Here is a 19,152-nt window from a genome sequence, read left to right as displayed (position 1 = left end):
GCTCGGCTTGCACGCCACGCTGCAGGCGCCCGCGAGCGCGTCCACGCTCGATGCCATGCTGCAGCATTTCAGGCTGTTGGAACCGGTCTTCGACGCGATGCCGGACATTGTTTTCTTCGTGAAGGACGCGCAGGCGCGCTATGCGCTCGTGAACCGCGCGCTGGCCTCGCGCTGCGGCCTGAAGGACAAGCTCGGGCTGCTCGGCAAGACCGCGGAAGAAGTCTTCCCGCAACGCTTCGGCCGCATTTATACAGCGCAGGACCAGTCGATCATCGCGCAGGACAATCCGATGATCGACCAGCTCGAACTGCATCTCTATCCCGCCCGGCAACCGGGCTGGTGCATGACGTCCAAGCAGCCGCTCCACGATGCCGACGGCACGGTCGTCGGCCTGGCGGGCATCTCTCGCGACCTGCAGGCGGACGAGGGGACGCATCCCGCTTACAGCCGGCTCGCGGCGGTAGTTCAGCACATCCAGAGCAACTTCGTGCAGCCGCTGAACATGCCGCACTTGGCCTCGATGGCGAACATGTCGATTGCGCAACTGGAGCGTTATTTCCACAAGGTTTTTCATCTGACACCGCGTCAGGTGCTGCTCAAGACACGGCTCGACGCAGCCACGGCACTGCTTGTCTCGCACGACAAAGTGACCGACGTCGCGGCGTTGTGCGGCTACACCGATCACAGCGCGTTCACTCGGCAATTCAAGGCGACCGTGGGTCTGACGCCGACCGAGTATCGTGCGTTGCTGCGCTCCCATCACCCTGCAACAAAACTTTCAAACTGATATCAGGCATCGATAAGTCTGAACTTTCCGATACCGCGTCCGGCGTAAAAAATTACCCGCCTCGCCGCCGATTTATTCGGTCGTGCGACGGGTCATGATTACCTTAGGGTTTGCGCAAAGGCACGCGTGTCGGGGCTCTCGTCACTGTTCCTCATGGAGTTTCTGCGCTCGGTCTGCTTTTTGCTGCAACGTTGCTCGACAAGCAATGAGGCATACTGCGCCCGTTGAAATTTTTAACCGTGCGACGTTCGACACCGGCGCGCGCGGCATATCACACGGTGCCGCATGGATCTCATGCCGTCGTGCCGCAAGGCCATCAGTGAGTGAGAAGTGCAGCCTGAACGCGCAGCGCTGAAAAGCGCCGCCGCGACACCGGCACTGGAATCCCGTTTGAGTTGTTAGAAAAGATAATGATGAATGGAGTAGCGAGACTGGAGCATGCCAGGATTGTGCTGATCGAAGACGACCTGGAGAGCAGGGAGTCACTGCGAATGCTGCTGGAAGAGGAAGGCGCCGAGGTCGTCGCCGTGGCGGATGCCGAAGAGGGTGCCGAGACTGTCATCCGGGAGTTGCCCGACGCCGTCATCTGCGACATCGACCTGCCGATGATGGATGGTTTTTATCTGATCCAGCGCCTGCGCGACCATGAGATTCGAGGCAACCTGACGCCATCGATTGCGATCGCGCTGACGGGCCATGACGGAGACGAATACCGCTTGCGAAGTATCGGCGAAGGTTTCCAGCACTTCATGACCAAACCCGCGCATCCCGATGTACTTGTGACGCTGATCCAGCAGTCGCTTAGCTCGCGCCAGCTGTCCTGAGGTCCGCGGCACCAGTCCGCGGAAGAGCGCAGGGTGGTGCGCTGATGACGGTCCTATGACCGGTCGCGGTTGCGCGCGCCTGTCGCACAAAACGGGCCTCACCCCATGCATTCGACACTAAACCGAGGATAACCTCAGTGTGAACGCGAACGCGCGCACTCAGCCATGTTGTATTCTTTGCGCGTTTGCGCCCGGACTTCAACCCTAACGGCAATCCTCCATGCTCATTGTTCATCACCTCAACAATTCGCGTTCGCAGCGCGTGCTCTGGATGCTGGAGGAACTGGGCGTCGATTATGAAATCAAGTCTTATCAGCGCGATCCCAACACCATGCTGGCGCCGCCCGAATTGCGCGTCGTGCATCCGCTGGGCAAGTCGCCGGTCATCACGGACGAAGGCCAGACGATCGCGGAATCGGGGGCGATCATCGAGTACCTGAACGAGCGTTATGGACAAGGGCGCTTTATGCCTGCGCATGGGATAACGCCCGAACGCCTTCGCTACAACTACTGGATGCACTACGCCGAGGGCTCGGCCATGCCGCCGCTGTTGTTGAAGCTGGTGGCGCTGCGGATCGGCAGCGCGCCGATGCCGTTTTTCGCCAAGCCGATCGCTCGCCGCATCGCGCAGACCATGCAGGACAGTTTCATCGATCCGCAATTGAAACTGCACTTCGGTTTCATAGAGAGCGAGCTGTCGAAGTCCGAGTGGTTTGCCGGCGATTCCTTCAGCGCCGCCGACGTGCAGATGAGTTTCCCGCTTGAAGCCGGAACTCAGCGCGCGGGCGCAAAGACGCTCCCCCACGTAGCGGCTTTCGTGAAGCGGATTCACGAGCGCCCGGCGTATCAGCGGGCGTTGCAGCGCGGCGGCAAATACGATTTTGCGCACTGACGCTGGACCGCCGCACGGCTTGCGTACAATGGCCGCTGGATTCCCGGAATCCTGCTTGAATCAAGCACTTTCCGACCCTTACACGCATTCACACGCACTTAGGCGCGAAGGCGAAGCATGGCTCGAATCGTCCCCGACGACTGGAAGAATATGGAAGCGACCGGCGCTGCCGTGCGTGAACTCGACACGCTCGCACTGCTCGCGAAACTTCCCGACGATTACACCGTGTATCACGGCGTTCACTGGACTCGCATCAACGAAGGCTTTTCGGTGTTCGGCGAAGCCGACTTCGTCGTGGTCGCGCCGTCGGGCCGGGTGCTGATCATCGAACAGAAGGCGGGGTTCCTGCGCGAGACGCCGGCGGGCCTGATGAAGGTGTACATGCAGAAGGAGCGCAACGTCGCCATCCAGCTTGCACGGACGCTGGAGAACCTGCACCGGCGCTTCACGGCTGCATTCGGCGCGGGCACTTACCGGATTGAAGAGCTGCTGTATTGCCCCGACTACACGGTGAGAGACGCGTCGATTGCGGGCGTGCCGGAAGCTCGCATTGTCGATGCCAGCCGCCGAGCGAAGCTGCCGTCGGTTGTCCTGGAGATACTGCCGCCAAATGAACCGCGCTTCGAAGCGTCTGCGCGGATTCATCATTTTCTCTCCGACGAACTCGCCCTCACGCCCGATACCAACGCGCTGGTCGGTCAGGCCGACATGCTCGTCACCCGGCTCTCGGGCGGCCTGGCCACGTGGGCGCGCCGGCTCGAGTTCCAGCCGTTCAGACTGCGGGTGACCGGCACGGCCGGCTCGGGCAAGACGCAACTGGCGGTGCAGGTCATGCGGGACGCGGTAGCGAAGGGCCGCAGCGTGTTGTACGTATGTTTCAATAGGCCGCTCGCCGATCACATCCGTCTAGTCGCGCCGCCTGAAGCACGCATTGCCAACTATCACCAGCTCAGCGCGAGCGTGACGCGAGACGCGGGCATGCCGCCCGACTTCAGTCAGCCGAATGTGTTCGCAACACTGGAGGAGCGTTTCGCCAACGTCGAGATTGCGGAGCACTGGAAGTTCGACGTGTTGATTGTCGACGAGGGCCAGGATTTCCAGGCGGCGTGGGTGGACGCGCTTGCTCGTTTGCTGAAACCGGACGGCGCATGGTGGTGGCTCGAAGATCCGATGCAGAACCTGTATTTCCGCGATCCCGTGCCGCTGCCCGGCTGGACCACGCTGCGCGAAACCACCAACTATCGCAGCCCGCGCGACTTGCTGGCGTACATCCGGCGGATCGTCGGACGCGAGGTGCGGCTCGATGCGGGCAGTCCGTTCGACGGTTCCGAAGTCAGTCTCTCCACGTATGAAAACGTCCATCCCGACGAAGTGATCGAGGCAACCAAGCGTGCGATCACCCAGGCGCTTGCGCTTGGCTACCGGAAGCAGGACATCGCGGTATTGTCCTTCCGCGGGCGCGAGGGCTCGGTGCTGACTTCCGTCGACCAGCTCGGGCCGCATCGTTTGCGCAGCTTCACCGGAAGTTACGATTTGTTCGGGAATCCAGAATATCGGGAAGGCGACGTGCTGCTCGAATCGATCTACCGGTTCAAGGGGCAGTCCGCGCCGTGCGTGATCCTGACCGAAGTCGATTTCGACGTATTCGACGAACAGGTTTCGCGCAAGTTTTTTGTCGGCGCAACACGTGCCACCATGAAACTGATCGTGGTGGCGTCGGAGCGTGCGGCGCTTGCTTTCGACGAACAGCATTGACCGCCGCCATGACACAGCAGTCGCTTCGGAGCTTGCTTGCCGCTTCGCTGCTGGTTTTGCTGCCGCTCGCAGCGAGCGCGGTTCCGCTCACCCTCGATGTAGAAGGAAAGATCGGCCGTACCACCGACGCGGACCATAGCGTCTACCACATCAGTGAAGCCGAACTGCTGAAGCTGCCGGTCCATACGATTACGACCTCGACTACCTGGACGCCGAAATCCACCTTCACCGGTCCGCTGCTCAAGGACGTGCTGAAGCTAGTGGACGCACACGCCGACGGCGTGGAACTACGTACGATCGACGACTATTCGTACACCGTGAGCGCCTCGGAAGCCGAGAGATACGGCGCGATTCTCGCGTACAGCATGAACGGCGCGCGTTTGAAGGTCAGCAATTTCGGTCCGCTGTTCCTGATCTATCCGCGCGACGCTTACCCGTCCGAGCTGAGCGGCTCGGTCGCCGAGGCTAAGTTCGTGTGGCAGATCAAAGCGCTGGTCGTGAAATGACGCGGGCACCGCTTCGCCGTTTGAAGGTCGCGCTGCTGCTCGCAGCGGCCATCGCACCGCCGCTCGCGGGGGTGGGCTACGTGCTGTATTCCGGCTTGCTCGCAAATCAGACCACGCAGCAGCAACTCGGCCTGCCTTACGACGGTTTCTACTGGGATGGCGCGCAGTTCCAGATCGCGTATGGCCGCTTTGCGAACCAGGTGCTGTTGTACCGCAGCGGTATCGACGCCGATACCGAGGAGATCCAGCTTCGCTACGAGGTGCTTGAATCGAAGCTTGCCATTGTCACCGCCTCTACGTCGATGCTGTCCGACCGCGGCACCTTGCGAAACCGCCAGCAGGAAATCCTGCGCCAGCTTGATGCGGCGCTCGGGTCCATCGAGCCGGATATGAGTGCGTTGAGTACCGATCCGGCACGCACGCTGAAGATCATCGGGGTGTTGCGGCAGAACCAGGATGCAGTGAACGAGCTTGCGAACGGACGCAGGGTGGTGGACGTGGCGGAGCGCGATTACATCGTGAACGACTTCGTCTCCAAGCGGCGTTATCTGTTCGCGGGCGGCATGCTGCTCGCGCTGCTCTCCATGGTCGCTACCGCCATGCTGCTGCTCAACGGCTACCGGCGTTCACGGCTGATTCACCAGCAACGCGCGGCGCTCGAAGCACAACATCAGGCAACTCGGGCGGCACGCGAAGCATCGCAGGCGAAGGACTCCTTCCTCGGCATGATCAGTCATGAGTTGCGCACGCCGCTGCATGCGATTGTGTCGTCGGTGGAATTGCTCGAACTGAACTTGCATAGCGAAAGCGATCGCAAGATCATCCAGCGGCTCGAGACCGGTGCACGCCATCTCGAAGCGCAGATGCGCGATCTCACCGACTTCGCGCGGCTCGGCGCCGGCAAGCTTGAATTGCGGCTGACGGTGTTCGACCCCATGGAGTTGCTCGACTCTATCGTTGACGCCAATACGCCGGCGGCCACGGCCAAGGGCCTGGTCCTGCGCGGTCAGTTCACCGGGGAGGCGGGACTGATCGAATCGGATCAGCACCGGCTGCGCCAGATCGTCACCAACCTTGTTACGAACGCGATCAAGTACACCGATGCGGGTTCGATCGATGTGCATTTCGAACGCTCACTCGAACGGCTCGATATCTCCGTGATCGACACCGGCCCGGGCATCCCGCGCGAACAGCTGCCATTGATCTTCAAGGAATTCACGCAACTCGATTCATCGACAACCCGACGCTTCGACGGCGCCGGCATGGGGCTCGCGGTCGTTCGCGGGCTGGTCGAATTGCTTGGCGGCGTGGTCAACGTGTCGAGTGACATTGGCCAGGGTGCCGCGTTTCGTGTGAGTTTGCCGGCCGCCCCGGTGGCGCGAATGCCCGAACGCGAGCGTGCGCCCGCCGACCTGCCGCCGTTGAAGAAAGCCCGCGTGCTGGTGATAGACGACCACGATTCCATCCGCGAGTCGCTGACGGAAATGCTTGCGCACCTGGGGTATGCGAGCGTGGCCATGCCCGACGTGGACAGCGCGCTCGCGTGGCTCGAGAACAACGAGGCCGACTTGATCCTGGCGGACCTGCACATGCCAGGCAAGGACGGGTATTCGTTCGTGAATGAATACCGGGCGCGGCGCGCATCGGGCGCGAGTTTGCCGGTGATCGCGGTGAGCGCCTACGCGCCGGATCTGGTCGACCCCAGCGCCGCCATCCTGTTCTTCGACTACCTGCTCAAACCCGTGCGCTACGAAGTGCTGAAAAGCGCCTTGGCGCGCGCGTTATCGGCGACCCGGCGCATACATTGAGCGGTTTGAACGCGCGCGAGGCGTTGAGAATCGGTGAAAATCAGGCGCGCAGCAAGCGCTTCGAAAGGTCGGCTACGAGGATCGCCATGCGCGCCGGTTTCTCGAAACACGTGACGTTGTAGCGCTGGATGACGTCGCTGATTTCCGACTCGCTTGCCTTGCCGGTCGTCAGTTCGCCTGTCAATACGAAGATGGGGGCATCCGGATTGTCCGAGTTGCGCACGGCACGGATGGCGTCGGCGGATGTGTGCGCGCCGAACAGCCAGTCGATCACCACCGCGTCGAAAACCTGCGTCTGCAGCGCCTGTGCAAAGCCTTCCAGACCATACAACGCGACGGCCGTAAAACCGCTGCGTTCGAGATAATCGTGCAGATTGTCGGCGGACGTCTGATCGTCGTCCACGACCGCGATCAGCGGTTTGTCCATGTCCGTGCGGCGAGGCTGGATCTCGATCTTGTGGACATCGTGAGCGGCGTGCAGCAGCACCCCTTCGTGCGTCGTCACGAGCCAGCGGCCATTCATGTTTTGTGCGATGAAATCCGGGCGGCTGCCCGGATCGAGCGCTTCGCCAATCCACGCAACACACGGAATTTCGATAGCGCCAAGCACGAGGATGGCGTCGTGGGCGGTGCCTTCGGTGTCGTCGACATCGGCGTTCTTCGCATCGAAGAGTTGCAACGCGGGTTCGTCGAAAGCTTCGGCCACCCGGCGAATCTGCGCAAGTGTCCACGGGCTGTTGCCGCGCAGCTTGCGATGCCCCTGCGAGAAACTGAGGTCGAGGATGCGGCAAAGCTCGGCGGTCTGCTGCCGCTTGCCAATGCCATGGCGATTCATCAGGTCGCGTACGCGCTGGGCGACCGCGAGGGAATCGGAGGATGAGGTTTCAGTGACCATGCTGCCTGTGGACCGGTAAAAGCGCGTGGCGGATGCGAAGACAGTGACGCGGCATTCGGGATGGATCGGGGGGTATTGTAGGCGTAAGAGGGGGCTTGTTCGAAAAACTCTTGAGAAGATAAACGCAGTTTTCGCAAGGGCGTGGGCGTTGTTACCGGTCGCGAACGACGGGTCCAATGTGTGCCGCTATTTGATTCGACGACAAGCAAACGTTCGCTAGCATCGGATAGCGGCATGAAGCCGTCGGTTGGATACTTGGCGAACGAATGTCCACTTCTTGTCCAAGCGTCGAGTCTCATTTGATGAGACTCGACGCTTGAGGTGGATAGGGCGCGGGTCCGTCCGGGCGCGTGAAAGTCCGCTCAGATCTGCGCGGCGCCGCCGTCCACGAACAGTTCGATGCCGTTCACAAAGCTGCTGTCGTCCGATGCCAGGAATGCTGCTGCCTTGGCAATCTCACCGGGCTCGCCGAGACGCCCCATCGGGACGAGCGTGGCGAGGTGGGCGAACAGGCCGTCTTGATGTTCCGCCGGCACGAGCCCGCCAAGACCGGGCGTGCGAACCGGGCCGGGGCTGAGCGCGTTCACGCGGATGCGGCGAGCCTTCAGGTCGAGCAGCCACGACCGTGCGAAGTTGCGAACCGCCGCTTTGCTGGCGCTATAGACGCTGAAGTTTTCCGTGCCCTGGATCGACGTAGTCGATGAAGTAAGAATCACCGAGCCGCCATCTTTCATCAGAGGCAAGGCCTTTTGCACGGTGAACAGCAAACCTTTCACGTTGATCGAGAAGATGCGGTCGAAATGCTCTTCGGTGATGGAGCCGAGCGGCTGCATGTCGCCGCTGCCTGCGTTCGCGAACACGATGTCGAGATGACCCGCCTTGGCCGCGATGTCCGCATAGACGCGGTCGAGATCGTCGAGCTTCGAGACATCGCTGCGAATGCCGATCGCGTTGTCGCCGATGGCCGCAACGGCCGCATCGAGTTCTGCCTGCCTGCGCCCGGTGATGAAAACCTTGGCTCCCTGCGCGGCGAACTCCTGTGCCGACGCTAGTCCTATGCCCGTCGTACCGCCGGTGATCAATGCTATTTTGCCTTCCAGTTTGCGCGTCATGATGTTTCCCGATAAGTGAGGCGGCGCCAGGATTTTGCCAGGCCGCCGAGGGCTGATAAGGCCGCCAAGAAGGCCCGTGATGAGGCCACCAGGAGGTCACTGTACGGCCGTGGAATCAGCAGAAAAAGTGGCTAAGCGCGAATGCTTTATCCACAGGCGTGGATAATGAACGCGCGAGATCAGGTCATGCCATGGCCGCGCGAAATGGTCTGAATAATCCATAGCGAGGAACGCGATGAATCAGCTACAGGCGATCCGGGCCTTTGCCAGGGTGGTAGAGGCCGGCACTTTCACCAAGGCGGCCGATTCCCTGCAGATGCCGCATGCGACCGTGAGCAAGCTGATTCAGACGCTGGAAGCGCATCTGGGCGTGAAGCTCTTGTTACGCACGACGCGGCGCGTGACGGTGACTGCCGACGGCGCTGCTTATTATCAGAAGACTGTGCCGCTGCTGCAGGAACTCGACGATATCGACACAGGTTTTCGTGCCGCGCAAAACAAGCCGCGAGGCCATTTGCGCGTGGATATCGGCGCGTCGTTGGCGAGTCTCGCGATCATCCCGGCGCTGCCCGATTTTCTCGCACGCTATCCCGACATTCGTATCGACTTCGGTGTGAGCGACCGTCACGTGGACCTCATTAGCGACAATGTGGATTGCGTGATCCGAGGCGGTGTGCTGACCGACTTGTCGCTGGTCGCGCGACAGATCGGTCACGCGCAGTGGGTGACGTGCGCTACACCGGCTTATCTCGACAAGCACGGCGTTCCGCTTCATCCGCGGGATCTCGAGTCCGGTCATTCAGTCGTCAACTATCTTTCGACTCGCACCGGCCGCCCCATGCCGATGCCGTTTGCGCGTGGCGAAGAGAAGTTTGAAATCGTCGTGCCGCATGCCGTGGGCGTGAATGAGAGCAACGCGCATTTCGCGGCCGGACTCGCTGGACTCGGGATCATCCACACATTCTTGTACACGGCGCGGGCGCATATTGCTTCGGGTGACCTCGTGCCGATCCTTCAGGATTGGCGGCCGGCTCCGTACCCGTTCTACGTCGTGTATCCGCCTAACCGGCATGTGAGCAATCGATTGAGAGTGTTTATCGAATGGGTGGCGCAACGTTTTGAGTTGTCCGGAACGATAGCGGGGGCGTAGGTGCGTTTCGCTGTGTCGGCAAGCCGGTAAAAACGCCGTGCTCCCTTAATTGCGGACAGGTCAGGTTTCGGATCCTTACCAGATTCCAGAAGTATTTCTCCACCGTTGAGAGAATGATTCGCACGATCGTTCGCATAGAATCTCTTCCAGATCCACTGACAGGGTCGGATAAAAAAACGGAGGAGATATGAGGATGCAGACACGAGCATTGGGCGTGATGAAGGTGATGGCCGCGTTGTTGATCAGTACGGCTGCGCACGCGCAGAGCGCGGGGGATGTAGTCGCGAACCTTGGCTGGTTTCATCTCGCGCCGCAGCAGTCGAGCAAGCCGCTTACGGTCAGCGCCCTGGGCACGAGCACGACGGAGACCGGCACCGGGGCATCCGTCGACAACGCGGACACGTTCGGTCTCACGGCGACTTATTTCATTACCGACCACATCGCCGCCACTGCCGTGCTCGGCGCGCCGCCAAAGTTCAATTTGGCCGGCAGCGGATCGCTCGCTTCACTTGGACAGATCGGGACGGCGTATGAATGGAGCCCGACCTTGCTCCTCAAGTATTACTTCAATAACGCGCAGAGCAACCTTCGGCCCTATCTTGGCGCTGGCGCAGCCTATGTCTGGTATAGCGGAGTGAAGTTGAGTTCAGCGATGTCGAGCGGCAGTTTCCTGTACTCCTCAACCTATGGGACCGCCCTGGAAGGACCGACAACGGTCAAGCTGAGCAGTTCGTTTGCACCGGTCATCAACGCCGGGCTTTCTTATAACCTCAGCAAGCGTTGGTCGGTTGACGCCTCGCTTTCGTATATGTGGCTTTCGACGCGTGCCACGCTGACGACTCAGTCGAAACTTGGGACGGTGACCAGCAGTACCAAGATCAAACTCAACCCCATCGTCTCGTTTGTTTCCGTGGGGTATAAGTTTTAACCCGCGGTTTTAACCGGGCCTGCTGACCGTGACCGGATCGAGCCAGAGTTCCTTGCGCTCGACCGGCACCCAGTCGGGAAGGAATGGATTTTTCAAGTCGATCAGAACGCGCCGTTCCAGATGCAGGTCGGCCACGGCCCGCGCAAAATTCTTCTGGAAGAGGGTTTCAAAGCTACCGTCCTTCCGCATTTCCTCCAGCCCGTCTTTAATGCGTTGCGCGATCAACGGGTAAGACTTGTTGACGTAGAAGAATTGCGCATACGAGTACCGGATCAACAGATGGGTTTCGATCGCCATGTCGGGGTACTGGGCCTGGAACGAAATGAGTTCGGGCGTGATCTCGAGAACACCGCGCGGGAACAGATCGAATCGGCGGTGAGCCAGCATGGGGAACAGGAGGTCATAGTGGCTCGTCGTAACCAAGGGAATCCCGTTGTACCGGTACACGGGCACATCGCCCCAGTCCTGAGCTTGTCCGATACTCAGGAGACGAAGGCCCTGGATGTCGTTGACCTGGTTGATCCTCGCCTGCTGATCGCGCCGGATCAGCGAAACCCGATAACCGAGTAAGCCTTTATCGATAGGAATGGCAATCGGAAGGGTCTGCGCGTTGAGGTCCGGATGACCGCAATCGCTTGCGATCACATTCATCAGGCGACCCGATATGACCTCCTCGACTTCGCGCTGCGTCGACATCGGCGCGGAGTATGCGTCGATAACGTACGGTCCGTACGTGGAGATCGTATGATCCAGCGCTGCGATCAGGAAGTCCCAGCGCCTCTCCCGAACGACTTCATCGGGCACGCGAAGGATGCGGATATGCATGGGCGCAGCCGGGGCGGCAGGCTCCGGATTGCGGGTCTGAGCCTCGGCGGCACCGGTCAATGAAAGGCTGGCCACGCTCGTCAGCAACAAGGCATAAGCAAGAGCACGAATGCCGGCAGTCCAATCCCTTCGCATGTGCTTTCCCCTGACGGGGACCTCCAACTGGGTTCGAGCGCGGTGCGCTCCTGAAATTCAAATCGACGTGGCGTGCGTGATTGGGGGCCGCAGGGGGATGGGCTTGAGGGTGCTGTCGCGAAGCGGACCGAATCCTACGATAGACACACTGCGCGATCAATAGAATCAGGGCTTGCTCTGAGGCGCTGCCGGGCAATTTCCGGTTGCCGAATGTCAGGAGGTCCAACGTCGTGCCAGTACCAAAACGGATGCGCAGGGTCTTTCATACGTTATCACCCGCGGACAATTCTTCCGGATTCCGAGGCATTTTTCGGTCGATTCGGCCGATTCTGCGGCAGCCCGCCTTGCACCTTGTCAGCATTAACCAGAGTCCCACGGGCACATACTACTTTCCGCTTCGTCTCAGGAGCACTATGCTTGCCACGGCAAAGAGAAATGAACACTCGTCCCAAAATCGATGTTTTAAAACTCTGACTTAGGGGAAGGCCAGTGGAACTTGAAAACCGTACTTTGGCACGCGTGACGAAGCGGCTCGTCCCGTTCCTGATCCTCTGTTATTTCATAGCGTACCTGGACCGTGTCAACGTCGGTTTTGCCGCGTTGCAGATGAATAAGGACCTCGGGTTTTCCTCAAGTGCGTACGGCTTCGGTGCCGGGATTTTCTTCATCGCTTATTTTTTCTTCGAGGTGCCGTCCAACCTGCTGCTGGAGAGGTTCGGCGCGCGCCGATGGATTGCGCGGATCATGTTCACCTGGGGCATCCTCGCCGGCGCGATGGCGTTCATCCCCGATATCTCGCTGTTGACAGGCCTCTCGGCGGCGCACGTGTTCTACACCCTGCGGGTGTTGCTCGGCATTGCCGAAGCGGGATTCTTCCCGGGCATCATCTTCTTCCTGACTCTGTGGTATCCAGCGGCCTATCGCGCTCGCGTGGTCGGTTACTTCATGGTAGCCATCCCGTTATCGACTGTCATTGGCGCACCCATCTCCGGCGCGCTGCTGAACCTGGATAAACTCGCCAGTCTGGCGGGCTGGCAGTGGGTCTATCTCATCGAAGCGCTACCGGCTCTGTTTTTGTCGTTCGTGGTCCTGTTTTATCTCACCGATAAACCGGCGGACGCGACCTGGCTTGCGGCCGAGGAGCGCGACTGGCTCGTGAACCGGCAAGCCCAGGAGCGCGCGCAGCGCGAGGCCGTGCGCACCTTCGGCGTGCGGGAAGCCTTGTTCAATCCGCGGGTTCTCGCAGTGGCACTCATCTACTTCGGCGCTAACGCGACGAACTACGGTCTGAGTTTCTTCCTGCCGCAGATTGTCAAAGGCTTCGGCCTCGGTAATGTCCAGACCGGCCTCGTGACGTCGCTGCCTTACATTGTCGGTGCGTTTGGCATGGTCTTGTGGGGGCGTCGCTCCGACCGCAAGCTCGAGCGCAAGTGGCATGTGGCCGTCCCGCTGCTGGTGGCGGCCGGTGGAATCGCGGCATCGACGGCACTGGACGATCCGGTGCTGAAGATGATCGCGCTATCGATTGCCGGCTTTGGCATATTCGGCTGCCTGCCGGTGATCTGGACGCTGCCCGCCGCCTTTCTTTCTGGAGCGGCCGCAGCGGGCGGCATTGCCGCGGTGAACTCACTGGGCAATCTGGCGGGGTTCTTCGGACCCTATGCCATGGGGTGGATCAAGGACAGTACCGGCAGCTTCGCCGCCGGATTGCTCTGTCTGGCAGGGGCGGGGCTGGTCGGCGTTGCAGCCGTCCTCCTGCTTCGTCACGACACCGCTCTGGAGAACGCGCCGGATCCTCTCGTCGAACAAGGCTCGGGACGACGCGCTTAAGCGTCTGAGCCATGGGCATGGCCTGCCCTTCGTTGCCACTCCGGGCGTGCATCGGCATATAAGGATTTCCCTACAGCCGAATCAGCATACGCCCATGCCCATTTTCCGCGTTTCCTGACTGCGGGAGCCCGGTCGCGAGCCTAGAATTTGACGATCGAAATGGCCTTACCGGTTAGCCGCCATGATTCCGTATCTATCCGAGCGCGAGAATGCTGTGGAGCATATCCACACTATCTGCCTGCGCTTGTTCGATTCATGGTGTGAGAACAGGAACGTCATTCCGCTCGCGTACCTGATGCATTGCTGGCCCCTGATCAATAGCGGTCCCGTATCGATCAGGCGCCTGGCGGACACCATGTGGGAACTGCGGAAATACCACGCGGAAACGCTCGATGGCGAAGATTCGGGTGTGCTGTGCGATCTGGCCGATTGTATCGACGAGATTCTCGGCAATTCGTTCGGCCCGTTCCATATTGCCGCAAACGGTTAGGTTCGCATTGATCGTTGTTGCCGGGGCGAATTGGAATGAATTTGAAAGCTCGGCGCAATCCGTTCGATGTACGCCAACTGTCTGTCGACGTGCTGATGAAAAAAACGCATTGAAGCCGTCGTCTCCCGCCATCGGGGTCCCAGTCTTTAACGGGCTATAAGGGGCGCGTGCGACGAGGCGCGGCTCTGGTCTGCTCACATAAAAGATCTATATCGACGGGAGGCGACAGCGTGTCGTCCCCAGTGAGCTCACGATAACCGCCGTTACGCACCGAGTGCAGATTGGCGAAAACGAGGATCAGGGCATTCGCGGGGGGATATGGTTCTCAACACGTTCAGCGCGCTGTGCGGATCGCTGGGCCGCTTTCGCCACAGCGTGCTCCTGCGGCTCCTCGCGACTGTCCTCCTGTTCAGTTGCGTGGTTACGCTGCTGCTGACCGCGCTTCAACTCTACGGCGACTACGAGCGCGGGATCACACTTATCCAGAGCCGGCTGTCGGATATCGACCGGAGCTATCGCGACAGTCTCAGCGAGGGTTTGTGGCGGCTTGACCGGCAGCAGCTTCAACTCGAACTGGAGGGCATGCTTCGTCTCGCCGACATTCGCGCCGCCGAGGTACGCGAGTCCGGCACGATCGCCTCGCCGCTGGTGGTGACCGCCGGCAAGCGCATGAGCGACGCGGTCGTGTCGCGTGAATTTCCGATTTCTTATCACATCCACGGTGCGGAACGGAAGATCGGCACCTTATACGTTGAAGCGACGCTCTCCGATCTCTATCGCGCCCTGGCGCAAACCGCGCTCGTGATCCTGGTGAGCCAGGCCGCCAACACGTTTCTCGTCGCGCTCTTCATCATCTATATTTTCTCGCGGCTCGTCACGCGGCACCTTGCCGCCATCGCGCGGCTGGTCGGCCGTTACGACTTTCGCGAAGCGCCCCGGCCGTTCAGCCTGCAACGTCGCCAGCCCCGCCGGGCCGACGAACTCGATCGCGTAGTCGCCGCGTTTCATTCAATGGGCACGCGTCTGCACACCGCCTATCTCGACGAACGCGCCGCCGCGGCGCAACGCGAAGCGCTGCGTTCGGCCGAAGCGGCGAACCGGGCGAAGGGCGAATTCCTCGCCAACATGAGCCACGAATTACGTACGCCGCTGAACGGCATCCTGGGCTATGCGCAGATCCTGCAGCGCGACAGTGCGCTGAACGAACGGCAACACGCCGGCGTGGCCGTCATCCAGCGCAGCGGCGAACATCTGCTGACGCTGATCGACGACACGCTCGACTTCGCGAGGATTGAGGCGGGCAAGCTGCGGCTGGAGATCGGCGACGTGGCCTTGCCGGGCCTCGTGGATGTGATTCGCGAGATCATCGGCGTGAAGGCGGAGGAGAAGCAGCTTGAATGCGTCTGCGAGATCGCGTCCGACGTGCCCGACGGTGTGCGTGCCGACCCGCGACGGCTGCGGCAGGTGCTGTTCAACCTGCTCGCGAACGCCGTCAAATTCACCGATCGGGGCAGGGTAAGCCTGCTGGTCACGCGCACGCTTTCCGGCGCGGTGCGGTTCAACGTGCACGACACTGGAATCGGCATTCCCCCGGACCAACTGGGAACGGTCTTCGAACCCTTCGAGCAGGTCGGCAGTCCGGAGCGCCGCGCCGAGGGCACCGGGCTCGGGCTTGCAATCAGCCGGGAGTTTTTGCGGGCGATGGGAAGCGAGATCCACGTCGAGAGCCGGGTCGGGCAGGGCAGTACCTTCTGGTTCGAACTGGCGCCCGCCACGATGCTGCCGCTCGGCATGTCTCGCCAGCCTGTCACACATGTCGCAACCGGCTACGAGGGGCCGCGCAGGAAGGTGCTGATCATCGACGACGTGGCCGTCAATCGCACGGTGATTGCCGAGTTGCTGAACCGGCTGGGCTTCGAGACCGTCGAGGCGGCGAGCGGCCTCGAGGGACTGGCCAAGGCTCAAAGCGAGCGGCCGGCGTTGATCGTCACGGATATCGTGATGCCCGGCATGGACGGGCTCGAAGCCACGCGGCGGTTGCGTCAGACGCCGGGCTTCGCCGATCTGCCGATCATCGTGGTGACCGCGAGCCCTTCCGGCAGTGACGAGAAAAAGAGCCGCGCGGCCGGGGTGAATGCATTTCTCCCCAAGCCGGTCGAGTTCGACCGGCTGCTGGCCTGGATTGCTGCGTTGCTTGAGCTCGAGTGGACCTATGCAGCGACGGACATGCACCCCGCGCAACCCGATGTGCTTGCCGTGCCGGCGGGGGAGATGGACGAGCTGCATCGTCTTGCGCGGCTCGGCAACATGCGGGATATCGTGTTGTGGGCCGACCGTGTTGCGGCGCTCGATGCGGACTACGAACCATTTGCGACACAACTGCGTGATCTGGCGAAGGGCTATCAGTCGAAAGCGATCCTCTTGCTTGTGGAGCAGCATCTTGACGCGAGGCCTGCGCCATGAGCGAGTTCAATGCGAACCCGGGCGCCGGTATGAGCGAGCCGCCGGCAATTCTCATTGTCGATGACATGCCGGCCAATCTCAGCCTCGTGGTCGACAGTCTCGCGGACCAGGGCTTTCGCGTGCTGGTCGCGCTCGATGGAGTGGAAGCGCTCGAACGCGCGCGGTTTTCGCAGCCGGATCTCATTCTGCTCGATGTGAAGATGCCCGGCGGCATCGACGGTTTCGAAACCTGCCGCCAGCTCAAGATGAACGAGCAGACGCGCGATATTTCGGTGATCTTCATGACGTCGCTCACCGGCATCGAGGACCTGATCGAAGGTTTCGCCGCGGGCGGCGCCGACTACGTGACGAAGCCTGTCCAGATCGACGAAATGATGGCGCGCATCGGCACACATCTGTCGCTGCGCGCCATGCACAAGCAGCTTGTCGCACAGAACCGGCAATTGTCGAACGAGGTGAGCGTGCGCCAGCAGGCCGAAGCGGCGCTGTCCCGTGCGCGCGACGAACTCGAGGCGCGTGTCGTGCTGCGCACCGCGGAACTGGCGCGGGCGAATGCAAGCCTGCGGCTGGAGATAGAGGAGCGCAGGCGCGCCGAAGCGAAGTTGCTGTCGAGCGAGGCGCGGTTCCGCACCATTGTGGAGACGAGTCCGCTGCCGTTTTGCATCACGTCGATGCCCGATGGAACGCTGCTCTACATGAACGAGCCGTTTCGCGAATTGTTCGGTTTGCCCATGCACACGGACACGATCCTTCATGTTGTCGACTTCTATGTGAACCCCGCCACGCGCGAAAGGCTGGTGCAGTATCTGCGCACAGAAGGAAGTTTTCGCAACACCGAAGTCAATTTCAAGCGGCCCGACGGTACCACGTTCTGGGCGATGCTTACCGCACGGGTTGCGACTTTCGACGACGCACCGGCCATCTATGTCGGTCTCAACGACGTCACGGCGCGCAAGCAGGCCGAGGTGAAATTGCGCGCGAGCGAAGCGAGCCTTGCCAACGCGCAGCGGCTTGCGAGGCTCGGTGACTGGGAGTGGGACACCACAGGCGGCGTGATCCATTGGTCCGACGAAATGTACCGGATCCTCGGGTTGGCGCCAGATGGTTCGCGACCGGATTACCGGAGCTTTCTTGCGGCCGTGCATCGTGACGACCGGGTGCTGGTGCGGCGTGCTGTACGCGCGTTGCTGGCCGAGCAGCGGCCGTACAGTCTCGATTGCCGCGTAAGAGGAGCGGACGGTGTAGTGCGAATCGTCCAGTTCCAGGCCGAGGCCATGCCCGGCGCCGCGACGCAGCCACTCAAGGTGGTCGGGACGATTCAGGACGTTACGGAGCGCAAGGGCATCGAGCACGAGCTGCTGGAGTCGCGCGAACAATTGCGCGAATTGTCTGCCTACATGGAAGCGATTCGCGAAGAAGAGAGAAAACGCATTGCGATGGAAATTCATGACGAACTCGGGCAGTTGCTGACCGCCCTGAAAATGGACGTTTCGCTGCTCAAGATGCGCCTTACCGGTGATTCGGACGCCTCGAAGAAAGCCGACGAGATGCGCGAACTGGTTGAAAAGACCATCTGGATGGTGCGCAACGTGGCCAGTCATCTTAGGCCCGCCGCGCTCAACTTCGGCATTGTGTCGGCGCTGGAGTGGCTGGTGGAAGACTTCGGCCGCCGCAAGGGCGTGGCCTGCCAGTTGTGGATCAATGGCGGCGAACCCGTTCTTGACGATGCCCATGCCACTGCCGTGTTTCGTATCGTGCAGGCGTCGCTGACCAACGTCGCGCGCCATGCGGGCGCGTCACGGGTGGACGTGACGTTGACCAGCAGCAACGCGGTGCTTGATCTCCACGTCAGCGACGACGGTTGCGGTTTCGATCCGGCAGCAGCGAGCATGGGTTATTCATACGGATTGCTTGGCATGAGCGAGCGCGCACGGCTGATTGGCGGATCGCTGCGGATCGACAGCTCGCCCGAGACGGGCACGGTCGTTTCGATTCACGTCCCGTTGGACGACGGGCCACGCTCATGATCAAGATCCTGATTGCCGACGACCACGCGATCGTGCGTGGCGGATTAAAGCAGATCATTGCGACGACGACGGACATTGTGGTTGCAGGCGAAGCGGCGCAGGGCGCCGAGGCGATCGAGAAGCTGCGCACGTGCCAAGTCGACCTGTTGCTGCTGGACATGACGATGCCCGGCATCAGCGGCGTCGACCTGATCCGGCGTGTGCGCACCGAACAGCCGGTGCTACCCATCCTGGTGCTGAGTATCCACAACGAAGCGCAGGTCGTCGCGCGTGCCGTGCGTGCCGGCGCAACCGGTTATGTCACGAAGGACAGCGATCCTGACATCATTCTTGCCGCTATTCGCAAGCTTTCCGGTGGCGGCCGGTTCATCGATCCGAAGCTGATCGATGTCATGGTCTTCGACACCCATTCCAACGATGCCGCGCCGCATGAGATCCTGTCCGACCGTGAGTTCCAGGTGCTGCATCTGCTGGCTGCGGGCAAGAGCATCAACGCCATCGCCGAGGTGCTGGTGCTCAGTGCGAAGACCATCAGCACGCACAAGATGCGTCTCATGCAAAAACTCGGTCTCGACAACAACGCCGAACTGATTCGCTATGCGATCAAACATGGTTTGAGCTCCGAACAAGAGCGGTCGTAGGGAAATTCCGACAAGAAAACCAGCCGCTCCTGAAGCCACAATCTACTTCTCCCGACGGACAAGGTCTTGTGAAGCTCCTAGCAT

At 61.0% G+C, this 19,152-nt stretch carries 16 protein-coding genes; 13 read left to right on the top strand and 3 right to left on the bottom strand.

From position 1 onward, the window contains the following. Window positions 1-55: 55 nt before the first annotated feature. The 6 genes from EOS_RS12210 to EOS_RS12185 all read left to right on the top strand — a co-directional run bounded on the left by EOS_RS12210 (window position 56) and on the right by EOS_RS12185 (window position 6,572). On the top strand, window positions 56-787 hold the full coding sequence (locus EOS_RS12210) for an AraC family transcriptional regulator (protein WP_047846909.1): 732 nt from the start codon (window positions 56-58) through the stop codon (window positions 785-787). Between the two features lie 410 nt (window positions 788-1,197). Next, the gene (locus EOS_RS12205; protein WP_075645318.1) at window positions 1,198-1,611 is read left to right on the top strand and encodes a response regulator; all 414 of its coding nucleotides are present in this window, start codon (window positions 1,198-1,200) and stop codon (window positions 1,609-1,611) included. A 220-nt stretch (window positions 1,612-1,831) separates the two neighbouring features. Next, window positions 1,832-2,503, top strand: a complete 672-nt coding sequence (locus EOS_RS12200) for a glutathione S-transferase family protein (protein ID WP_047846900.1) — start codon at window positions 1,832-1,834, stop codon at window positions 2,501-2,503. 117 nt (window positions 2,504-2,620) lie between these two features. Then, entirely contained in the window at window positions 2,621-4,258 is a 1,638-nt protein-coding gene (locus tag EOS_RS12195) for an ATP-binding domain-containing protein (RefSeq protein ID WP_047846899.1), read from the top strand. Window positions 4,259-4,266: 8 nt separating this feature from the next. Then, window positions 4,267-4,764 (top strand): molybdopterin-dependent oxidoreductase, encoded by a 498-nt coding sequence (locus EOS_RS12190; RefSeq protein ID WP_047846907.1) that lies wholly within the window; start codon window positions 4,267-4,269, stop codon window positions 4,762-4,764. Next, complete coding sequence (locus EOS_RS12185) at window positions 4,761-6,572, top strand: ATP-binding response regulator (protein WP_047846898.1); 1,812 nt, start codon at window positions 4,761-4,763, stop codon at window positions 6,570-6,572. The genes EOS_RS12190 and EOS_RS12185 overlap by 4 nt, the downstream gene beginning before the upstream one ends. A gap of 40 nt (window positions 6,573-6,612) precedes the next feature. Here EOS_RS12185 and EOS_RS12180 read toward each other — a convergent pair whose 3' ends face one another. Both EOS_RS12180 and EOS_RS12175 read right to left on the bottom strand, forming a co-directional pair. Beyond that, a complete protein-coding gene (locus tag EOS_RS12180; protein ID WP_047846897.1) occupies window positions 6,613-7,467 on the bottom strand; it encodes a helix-turn-helix domain-containing protein in 855 nt (284 codons plus the stop codon). 362 nt (window positions 7,468-7,829) lie between these two features. Further along, window positions 7,830-8,579, bottom strand: a complete 750-nt coding sequence (locus tag EOS_RS12175; protein WP_047846896.1) for an SDR family NAD(P)-dependent oxidoreductase — start codon at window positions 8,577-8,579, stop codon at window positions 7,830-7,832. A 235-nt stretch (window positions 8,580-8,814) separates the two neighbouring features. On the opposite strand from EOS_RS12175, the gene EOS_RS12170 reads away from it, so the two are divergent. Next, window positions 8,815-9,729 (top strand): LysR family transcriptional regulator, encoded by a 915-nt coding sequence (locus EOS_RS12170; protein ID WP_047846895.1) that lies wholly within the window; start codon window positions 8,815-8,817, stop codon window positions 9,727-9,729. Window positions 9,730-9,922: 193 nt separating this feature from the next. After that, window positions 9,923-10,657, top strand: a complete 735-nt coding sequence (locus tag EOS_RS12165; protein WP_047846894.1) for an OmpW/AlkL family protein — start codon at window positions 9,923-9,925, stop codon at window positions 10,655-10,657. A gap of 9 nt (window positions 10,658-10,666) precedes the next feature. Here EOS_RS12165 and EOS_RS12160 read toward each other — a convergent pair whose 3' ends face one another. Continuing rightward, window positions 10,667-11,617, bottom strand: a complete 951-nt coding sequence (locus EOS_RS12160; protein WP_053063851.1) for a type 2 periplasmic-binding domain-containing protein — start codon at window positions 11,615-11,617, stop codon at window positions 10,667-10,669. A 489-nt stretch (window positions 11,618-12,106) separates the two neighbouring features. Here EOS_RS12160 and EOS_RS12155 point away from each other — a divergent pair, with 489 nt between their 5' ends. From EOS_RS12155 to EOS_RS12135, 5 genes are all read left to right on the top strand, one after another. Further along, the gene (locus EOS_RS12155; RefSeq protein ID WP_047846893.1) at window positions 12,107-13,447 is read left to right on the top strand and encodes an MFS transporter; all 1,341 of its coding nucleotides are present in this window, start codon (window positions 12,107-12,109) and stop codon (window positions 13,445-13,447) included. Between the two features lie 181 nt (window positions 13,448-13,628). Beyond that, a complete protein-coding gene (locus EOS_RS12150; protein WP_047846892.1) occupies window positions 13,629-13,937 on the top strand; it encodes a hypothetical protein in 309 nt (102 codons plus the stop codon). 318 nt (window positions 13,938-14,255) lie between these two features. Further along, the gene (locus EOS_RS12145; protein WP_047846891.1) at window positions 14,256-16,400 is read left to right on the top strand and encodes an ATP-binding protein; all 2,145 of its coding nucleotides are present in this window, start codon (window positions 14,256-14,258) and stop codon (window positions 16,398-16,400) included. Next, window positions 16,397-18,427, top strand: coding sequence for a hybrid sensor histidine kinase/response regulator (locus EOS_RS12140; RefSeq protein ID WP_047846890.1), 2,031 nt, complete (start codon window positions 16,397-16,399; stop codon window positions 18,425-18,427). The genes EOS_RS12145 and EOS_RS12140 overlap by 4 nt, the downstream gene beginning before the upstream one ends. Continuing rightward, window positions 18,424-19,068: a response regulator gene (locus tag EOS_RS12135; RefSeq protein ID WP_047846889.1), complete on the top strand. Its 645-nt coding sequence runs from the start codon at window positions 18,424-18,426 to the stop codon at window positions 19,066-19,068. The genes EOS_RS12140 and EOS_RS12135 overlap by 4 nt, the downstream gene beginning before the upstream one ends. The last annotated feature ends 84 nt before the right edge of the window (window positions 19,069-19,152 follow it).

Origin of the sequence: Caballeronia mineralivorans PML1(12) (genome assembly GCF_001028175.1) — a bacterium.
GTDB lineage: Bacteria > Pseudomonadota > Gammaproteobacteria > Burkholderiales > Burkholderiaceae > Caballeronia > Caballeronia mineralivorans.
Note: the sequence above shows the minus strand (reverse complement) of the source record. Positions and strands in the feature narration are given on the sequence as shown.

Excerpts from the sequence above, each read along its gene's own strand:
- EOS_RS12210 (WP_047846909.1), top strand. The coding sequence starts at position 56 with ATGCTGCAGCATTTCAGGCTGTTGGAACCGGTCTTCGACGCGATGCCG.
- EOS_RS12170 (WP_047846895.1), top strand. The coding sequence starts at position 8,815 with ATGAATCAGCTACAGGCGATCCGGGCCTTTGCCAGGGTGGTAGAGGCC.
- EOS_RS12145 (WP_047846891.1), top strand. The coding sequence starts at position 14,256 with ATGGTTCTCAACACGTTCAGCGCGCTGTGCGGATCGCTGGGCCGCTTT.
- EOS_RS12175 (WP_047846896.1), bottom strand. The coding sequence starts at position 8,579 with ATGACGCGCAAACTGGAAGGCAAAATAGCATTGATCACCGGCGGTACG.
- EOS_RS12205 (WP_075645318.1), top strand. The coding sequence starts at position 1,198 with ATGATGAATGGAGTAGCGAGACTGGAGCATGCCAGGATTGTGCTGATC.
- EOS_RS12190 (WP_047846907.1), top strand. The coding sequence starts at position 4,267 with ATGACACAGCAGTCGCTTCGGAGCTTGCTTGCCGCTTCGCTGCTGGTT.
- EOS_RS12160 (WP_053063851.1), bottom strand. The coding sequence starts at position 11,617 with ATGCGAAGGGATTGGACTGCCGGCATTCGTGCTCTTGCTTATGCCTTG.
- EOS_RS12165 (WP_047846894.1), top strand. The coding sequence starts at position 9,923 with ATGCAGACACGAGCATTGGGCGTGATGAAGGTGATGGCCGCGTTGTTG.
- EOS_RS12200 (WP_047846900.1), top strand. The coding sequence starts at position 1,832 with ATGCTCATTGTTCATCACCTCAACAATTCGCGTTCGCAGCGCGTGCTC.
- EOS_RS12135 (WP_047846889.1), top strand. The coding sequence starts at position 18,424 with ATGATCAAGATCCTGATTGCCGACGACCACGCGATCGTGCGTGGCGGA.
- EOS_RS12180 (WP_047846897.1), bottom strand. The coding sequence starts at position 7,467 with ATGGTCACTGAAACCTCATCCTCCGATTCCCTCGCGGTCGCCCAGCGC.
- EOS_RS12185 (WP_047846898.1), top strand. The coding sequence starts at position 4,761 with ATGACGCGGGCACCGCTTCGCCGTTTGAAGGTCGCGCTGCTGCTCGCA.
- EOS_RS12195 (WP_047846899.1), top strand. The coding sequence starts at position 2,621 with ATGGCTCGAATCGTCCCCGACGACTGGAAGAATATGGAAGCGACCGGC.
- EOS_RS12150 (WP_047846892.1), top strand. The coding sequence starts at position 13,629 with ATGATTCCGTATCTATCCGAGCGCGAGAATGCTGTGGAGCATATCCAC.
- EOS_RS12140 (WP_047846890.1), top strand. The coding sequence starts at position 16,397 with ATGAGCGAGTTCAATGCGAACCCGGGCGCCGGTATGAGCGAGCCGCCG.